The organism is Luteococcus sanguinis, from assembly GCF_039527675.1.
Taxonomy (GTDB): Bacteria; Actinomycetota; Actinomycetes; order Propionibacteriales; family Propionibacteriaceae; genus Luteococcus; species Luteococcus sanguinis.
This window is the reverse complement of record NZ_BAAAKI010000004.1, coordinates 372,042-379,110: the sequence shown is the minus strand read 5'-3', so window position 1 is coordinate 379,110 and position 7,069 is coordinate 372,042. Positions and strand designations below refer to the sequence as shown.

At 67.7% G+C, this 7,069-nt stretch carries 7 protein-coding genes; 2 read left to right on the top strand and 5 right to left on the bottom strand.

The annotated features are described in order from the left end of the window. Positions 1 to 149: 149 nt before the first annotated feature. Positions 150 to 692, top strand: coding sequence for a phage tail tip lysozyme (locus tag ABD089_RS05525; protein ID WP_343885233.1), 543 nt, complete (start codon positions 150 to 152; stop codon positions 690 to 692). Positions 693 to 776: 84 nt separating this feature from the next. Here ABD089_RS05525 and ABD089_RS05520 read toward each other — a convergent pair whose 3' ends face one another. Then, the gene (locus tag ABD089_RS05520; RefSeq protein WP_343885232.1) at positions 777 to 1,841 is read right to left on the bottom strand and encodes an NAD(P)H-dependent glycerol-3-phosphate dehydrogenase; all 1,065 of its coding nucleotides are present in this window, start codon (positions 1,839 to 1,841) and stop codon (positions 777 to 779) included. Positions 1,842 to 2,129: 288 nt separating this feature from the next. Here ABD089_RS05520 and ABD089_RS05515 point away from each other — a divergent pair, with 288 nt between their 5' ends. Next, entirely contained in the window at positions 2,130 to 3,116 is a 987-nt protein-coding gene (locus ABD089_RS05515) for a malate dehydrogenase (protein ID WP_343885231.1), read from the top strand. Positions 3,117 to 3,238: 122 nt separating this feature from the next. Here ABD089_RS05515 and ABD089_RS05510 read toward each other — a convergent pair whose 3' ends face one another. The 4 genes from ABD089_RS05510 to purN form a co-directional block, all read right to left on the bottom strand. Then, on the bottom strand, positions 3,239 to 3,595 hold the full coding sequence (locus tag ABD089_RS05510) for a DUF3017 domain-containing protein (protein ID WP_343885230.1): 357 nt from the start codon (positions 3,593 to 3,595) through the stop codon (positions 3,239 to 3,241). A 3-nt stretch (positions 3,596 to 3,598) separates the two neighbouring features. Next, complete coding sequence (locus ABD089_RS05505; protein WP_343885229.1) at positions 3,599 to 4,459, bottom strand: bifunctional methylenetetrahydrofolate dehydrogenase/methenyltetrahydrofolate cyclohydrolase; 861 nt, start codon at positions 4,457 to 4,459, stop codon at positions 3,599 to 3,601. A gap of 431 nt (positions 4,460 to 4,890) precedes the next feature. Continuing rightward, positions 4,891 to 6,453 carry a bifunctional phosphoribosylaminoimidazolecarboxamide formyltransferase/IMP cyclohydrolase gene (gene purH / locus ABD089_RS05500; protein ID WP_343885228.1) on the bottom strand — a complete coding sequence of 521 codons (1,563 nt, stop codon included), beginning with the start codon at positions 6,451 to 6,453 and terminating at the stop codon, positions 4,891 to 4,893. Then, entirely contained in the window at positions 6,450 to 7,040 is a 591-nt protein-coding gene (gene purN / locus ABD089_RS05495; RefSeq protein ID WP_343885227.1) for a phosphoribosylglycinamide formyltransferase, read from the bottom strand. The genes purH and purN overlap by 4 nt, the downstream gene beginning before the upstream one ends. Between the last annotated feature and the right edge of the window lie 29 nt (positions 7,041 to 7,069).

The window sequence follows — 7,069 nt, the reverse complement described above, 5'->3', positions numbered from 1 at the left end:
TTACTCGGGCCTGAAGCTCACGAAGACCGACCTGAGAGAGCCTTGAAACTGAGAATTATCAGTATTCGTTCACTCTCTCGTAAGCTCTTCTTCGGCCCTAGATGTGGCCAAGAAGCCCCCTCGCTCCGTGGGGCACGAAGGATTTCACGATGCCCCGCAGCACCACCGCCCTGACCGCCGTCGCGGTCGGCGCAGCCGTCGCCCTCGGCACCATGACCGCCGCCCCCACCACCGCCGAGGCCTCGACGATCACCGCGTCCGCCCGCGTACTGAGCAACAACCAAGTGGCCTACAACTACTTCGTGACAAAGGGCCTGACCCGGCAGCAGTCGGCCGCGGTCGTCGGCAACTTCATGCAGGAGTCGGGTAGCCCGATCAACCCGAAGGCCCGCCAGTACGGCGGCCCCGGCATGGGCATCGCGCAGTGGTCGCGCGGCTCCCGCTGGTCCCAGCTCGTCCGTTACGCCAGCAAGACCAAGCGCAGCCCCTATGCCCTGCGCACCCAGCTCGACTTCGTCTGGGTGGAGCTCAACGGCAGCGAGAAGCGTGCGCTGAAGAAACTGCGTGCCACGAAGACGACGGCAGCCGCAACGATGAGCTTCTCCGCCTACTACGAGCGCTGCGCGCCGCGCTACTGCGCCAACGGCACCCGCATCCGCAATGCGAACAAGGTGTTCAAGCTCTACGCCTGAGCGGCGTCACCCACCCACAGCAGCGAACGGGCCGGCTCCCCCAGGGAGCGGGCCCGTTCGTCGTGTCGTGCAGAAGAGCGACGATCAGTTCTTGATGCCGCCGTAGAAGGTGTCCCACGGCACCTCGAGCGGGGCATCCTTGGCGACGATGTCGTACAGGAAGCGGCACAGCGGGAACTTCTCGGCCGAGACCACGCCACGGGCGGTCAGCTTCTCCAGCGCCTCGCCGATCACGCGGATCGCGGCGACGCCCTCGAGGGTGATGCCCTTCATGTGTACGTCGCGCACCTCGGAGAAGGGCACGCCCTGGCCGACGAAGCCGCCAGCGCGGACATTGCGGCCGCCGGCCGAGGTGACCCACATGTCGCCGACGCCGCCGAGACCGTCACCGGTGGCGCGGTCGCCTCCCATCATCTCGATGAAGTCCTTGAGCTCGATCGAGCCCTGCCCGAACAGCGCGGCGGAGTAGTTGTACATGACGTACTTCTTCGAGGCCTCGGGGCCCATCTTCTCCAAGATGCCGTTCGCGAAGCCCATGCCGAAGGCGTAGACATTCTTGGTCGCGGCACCGACCTCGCAGCCGACGAAGTCGGTGGCGGGCCACACGTGGTAATAGCTGGTTCGGAAGAGCTTGGCGAGGAATTCGGCATTCTCCAGATCGGTGGAGGCGAAGTTCACGCAGGTGTCGCGACGCACAGCGAGCTCGCCGGCGATGGAGGGGCCGACGATGGCGGCCCACGGAACCTGACCGGCCAGGTCGCCGACGGCAGCCTGCAGCACCTCGGGCAGGATGTGCAACGTCCCGTCCTCGTCGGCGCGCATGCCCTTGGTGATCACGATGACGCGCTGGCCCGGCTTCAGCAGGCGGGCCAACTGCTCGCCGGCCCAGTCGATGCCGAAGGAGTTGACGCCCACCATGACGACCTCGGCGTCGGCAAAGGCGGCCTCGGCGTCGGCCAACTGGTGCGGAATGACATTGCTGGGGATCTCGACCTCGAGCACGGGGTGCACGTGGTTGGCGGCGATCGAGTCGATGATCGCCTCGTCGAGGTGGGTGCCCACCAGGTGGACGTCATGCCCATTGTCGGCCAGGGGGACGGTCAGGGCGGTGGCCATCACGCCGGCACCGAGCACCGCGATCTTCGTCATTTTTGTCTCAATCCTGTAGGTGTTTGGTGTCCCTACCCTCGCACGCGCGCGGGGGATGGGAGCGGGCGGGCCCCAATATCTGGCGGATTCTCCCGATGGGCCGTCTGGCGGCGCACGTAGGTGCACACGGCAGTACGTCATCGCGGACGTTCTCGCAGTACCCCGGTCGAGTCGCAGCCCCCCCGTCCACCGCGATAGGCTCGGCATGTCCGTTCGGCGTCGAGGGACGAGAGCCGTACTCCCTTCGCTCGCGCCTGACCGCGCCACCTCGAGAGAAGGAAGAACACCGTGAGCAAGACCCCCGTCAAGGTAGCAGTCACCGGCGCCGCCGGCCAGATCTGCTACAGCCTCCTGTTCCGCATCGCCAGTGGTGCCTTGCTGGGTGACACCCCGGTCGAGTTGCGCCTGCTGGAGATCACCCCCGCGCTGAAGGCCCTGGAGGGCGTCGTCATGGAGCTCGACGACTGCGCATTCCCGAACCTCGCCAAGATCGAGATCGGCGACGATCCCAAGAAGGTCTTCGACGGGGTCAACATGGCCATGCTCGTCGGCGCGATGCCCCGCAAGGCCGGCATGGAGCGTGGCGACCTGCTCAGCGCCAACGGTGCCATCTTCACCGCCCAGGGCAAGGCCCTCAACGACGTGGCCGCCGACGACGTGAAGGTGCTCGTGACGGGCAACCCCGCCAACACCAACGCACTGATCGCCCTGAGCAATGCTCCCGACATCCCCAAGGAGCAGTTCGCCGCGCTGACCCGCCTCGACCAGGACCGCGCCAAGGCGCAGGCCGCGCAGAAGCTGGGTATCTCGGTCAACGACGTCAAGAAGATGACCATCTGGGGCAACCACTCCGCCACCCAGTACCCCGACCTGTTCAATGCCGAGGCCAACGGCAAGTCGATCGCCGAGCAGATCAACGACCAGGCCTGGATCGAGGACTACTTCATCCCGACCGTGGCCAAGCGTGGCGCCGCGATCATCGACGCCACCGGTCTGTCGTCCCGCGCATCGGCCGCCAACGCGACTGTCTCCTGCATGCACGACTGGGCGCTCGGCACCCCCGAGAACGACTGGGTCTCGATGGCCGTCGTCTCGGACGGCTCCTACGGCGTCGAGGAGGGCCTGGTGTCCTCCTTCCCGGTGACCATCAAGGACGGAAAGTGGGAGATCGTCCAGGGCCTGGACATCAACGAGTTCAGCCGCGGCAAGATCGACGCCTCCGTCGCCGAACTGGTCGACGAGAAGAAGGCCGTCACCGAGCTGGGCCTCATCTGACCCAATCCGCAACAGTGCACGAAGGCCCTCACCACCCGGTGAGGGCCTTCCTGCTGCCCACCCACATGACGGACGCGAGCCCAGACCACGATTCCCGAGCTTGCCGCGGGCCGGTGGCCAGCTCAGCGAGAATGCGGGACGAAGAAGGTCAGCGCCAGCATCGCCGTCGCCATCCCCAGTAGCAGCGCGCTGTCGAACCAGCGCGACCGGACGCACAACAGCCCCGCCACCCGGGTGGGCAGGAAGACGCGGAAGCCTCCCGCCAGCAACACCGCGCAGCCCATGGCAAAGGCACCGCGGCGCCAGTGCCCCGCCGCGGTGATGCCCAGCCCGATCGACAAAAGGCCCAGCACCACCAGCAACGGCCACTGGTTCAAGGTGTGCTCGGCTGCCGACTGGGTCATCCGGCTGATCGCCGAATCCTTCTCAGCGGGCGCTTCGGTGGGGCCGAGTGAGCCGGCGCTTGCCTGGTCGGGCACGGCTCAGGCCTGTCCGGCGGCCATCTGTTCGGCCCGGTCGATGACATTGCTGAGCAGCATCGCGCGGGTCATCGGCCCGACCCCACCAGGGTTGGGCGTGACCATCGAGGCCACCTCCCACACGTCCGGGTGCACGTCGCCAGCCGGCTTGCCGTCCACGCGGGTGACGCCCACGTCCACGACCACCGCGCCGGGCTTGACCATGTCGGCGGTCAGGAAACCCGTCCGTCCGACCGCAGCGATCACGATGTCCGCTGCCTGGGTGTGGGCGGCGAGGTCCTTGGTGCCGGTGTGGCACAGGGTGACCGTCGCATTCTCCGACTTGCGGGTGAGCAGCAGCCCCAGCGGACGTCCGACGGTGGTCCCGCGGCCGACGACGCAGACCTCGGCACCATTGAGCTCGACGTCATGGCGGCGCAGCAGTTCGACGATGCCACGCGGGGTGCAAGGCAGCGGGCCGGCCTCGTTGAGAACGAGCTTGCCCAGGCTGGCGGGAGCCAGGCCATCGGCATCCTTGTCGGGGTCGATCAGGGCCAGCGCTGCATTCTCGTCCAGGCCCTTGGGTAGCGGCAGCTGGACGATGTAGCCGGTGCAGGCCGGGTTCTCGTTGAGGGCGTGAATCGCTTCCTCGAGCTGGGCCTGGGTGGTGTCGTCGGGGAGGTCGACGCGGATGGACTCGATGCCCACCTGGGCGCAGTCCTTGTGCTTGCCACCGACGTAGATCTGGCTGCCGGGATCAGACCCCACCAGCACGGTGCCGAGGCCGGGGACGATGCCCTTCTCCCGCAGAGCGGCGACGCGCACCGCGAGCTCGTCCTTGATCTGGGCGGCGACGGCCAATCCGTCGATCCTATCGGCTGTCATGTGCTCTCCTTGGCAGGAATCGGGGCAGGTACCTCGCGTCTGGCACATCATGACGGGAACACCGCGGCTGGCCAGCATGGCCACCCTACTAGCGGCCATAGCGCACTGCCTGATGACCAGCGCTCGGGTTGTGCCGGGGCATGGTGGGACTCCGCCCGCCCGCCTGCGGACGTGGGCTGGCGGCAATCGCGTCGCCGACACTGGGATTCAACTCCCTGGGTGCCCTCCGGAGAAGACCCCGTCCCACCGACCGGCGGGCCAAGGACGGGGCGGGGTGAGTCCACGCGGACGTAAGTGCTTTCCGTGTGCGACGTGATGCAGTGCTCGTCGTTCCGCCCGGGCCACCACCTGCACTGGGCCCAGTGTCGACAAGACGACGAGCCGCTGCCCGACGAGTGCCGGGCCGTGCGCGCCTGACACGGGCTGGTTGCTCAGTGGAAGAAGTGCCGGGTGCCGGTGAGGTAGAGCGAGATGCCCTTCTCGTTGCACAGGGCGATCGTCTCGTCGTCCCGGATGGAGCCGCCGGGCTGCACGATGGCCTTCACTCCCCCGTCGATGAGGATCGCGGGACCATCGCTGAAGGGGAAGAAGGCATCGGACGCGGCGACCGAACCGGCAGCGCGTTCCCCGGCGCGCTCGACGGCCAGCTTGCAGGAGTCGACACGGTTCACCTGGCCCATGCCGACACCGACGGACGCGCCGTCGCTGGCAAGCAGGATCGCATTGGACTTGACCGAACGGCAGGCCTTCCAGGCGAAGGCCAGGTCGGCCAGCGTCTGCTCGTCGGCGGCCGGACCAGCGGCCAGCGTCCAGTTGGTGGGGTCGTCGCCCTCGCCCTGGAAGGCGTCGGTGTGCTGCATCAGCATGCCGCCGTCGATGTTGCGGGTCTCGACGCCACCAGCGCTGGGCGCCTCGGCCTTGAGGATGCGCAGGTTCTTCTTGGTCTGCAGTACCTCCAGCGCACCGGGCTCGTAGTCGGGGGCGACGATCACCTCGGTGAAGATCGGCTTGACCTGCTCGGCCAGCGCCACCGAGACGGGACGGTTGGTGGCGATCACGCCACCGAAGGCGCTCAGCGGGTCGCAGTCGTGCGCGCGGCGGTGGGCCTCGGCGATGTCGGCTCCCACGGCAATGCCGCAGGGATTGGCGTGCTTGATGATCGCGACGGCGGGCTCGTCGAAGTCGAAGGCGGCACGACGGGCGGCGTCGGTGTCGACGTAGTTGTTGTAGCTCATCTCCTTGCCGCCGAACTGCTCGGCACCGGCCAGGCCGGCATCGCCGTGACCATTGCGGTACAGGGCGGCGGACTGGTGGGAGTTCTCGCCATAGCGCAGGGAGGCCTGCTTGGACCAGGTCGCACCGACCCAGCCCGGGAAGCCCGAACCCTCGCTGGTGTCGGTGAGCACATTGCCCATCCAGCTGGCGACGGCGACGTCGTAGCTCGCGGTGTGCACGAAGGCCGCCGCAGCCAGCTGCTTGCGCTGGTCGTAGGTGAAGCCACCGGCAGCGAGGGCCTCGGTCAGCAGGCCGTACTGGTCGGGTGAGGTGATGATCGCGACGCTGGGGTGGTTCTTGGCGGCGGCGCGCACCATGGACGGGCCACCGATGTCGATCTGCTCCACGCACTCGTCTGCGCTGGCGCCGGAGGCGACCGTCTGGGTGAAGGGGTAGAGGTTCGACACGACCAGGTCGAAGGGGGCCACGCCCAGTTCGTCCAGCTGGTTGACGTGGGACTCGAGGCGGCGGTCGGCGAGGATGCCGGCGTGCACCTTGGGGTGCAGGGTCTTCACGCGGCCGTCCAGGCACTCGGGGAAGCCGGTCAGCTCGCTGACCTCGGTGACCTGCAGCCCAGCATCGGTCAGCGCCTTGTACGAGCCGCCGGTGGACACCAGTTCCACCCCGGCGGCGGCCAGGGCCTGGCCCAACTCCACCAGCCCGGTCTTGTCGTACACGCTCACCAGCGCGCGCTTGATCTCGATACGGTCGGCATTCATCGGTCGTTCTCCTCAGCCAATTGGTTGATGACGTCGACGAGCAGGGCACGCTCGACGACCTTGATCCGTTCGTGCAGGGTGGCCTCGTCGTCGTCCGGTTCGACCGGAACGGGACACTGGGCGATCAGCTCGCCGGTGTCGACACCGTCGTTGACCCAGAAGATGGAGGCACCGGTCTCGGTGGCTCCCGCGGCCAGAGAATCGCGGACGGCGTGTGCACCCGGGAAGGCGGGCAACAGGGCGGGGTGGGTGTTGATGATCCGTCCCTGGAAGCGCTCCATGAAGGGCGCGTCGAAGAGCTTCATGAAACCGGCCGAGACGATCAGGTCGGGCTGGTGGGCGGCGACCTCGTCAGCCAGGGCAGCGTCCCAGGAGACGCGCTCGGGGGTGCCACGGCGGGCGAGCTTGCCCATCGGCTGGACGAAGGTGGGAATGCCTGCGCGCCGGGCGCGGGCGATGCCCTCGCACTCGACGTCCGCACCCACGGCCACCAACTCGGCGTGCAGCCGTCCGTCGTCTCGAGCATCCACCAAGGACTGCAGGAGGGTCCCGCTACCGGACACGAGTACGACGACACGATAGGTCACCGGCCAACCCTATCGGCCCGGCAGCTGCG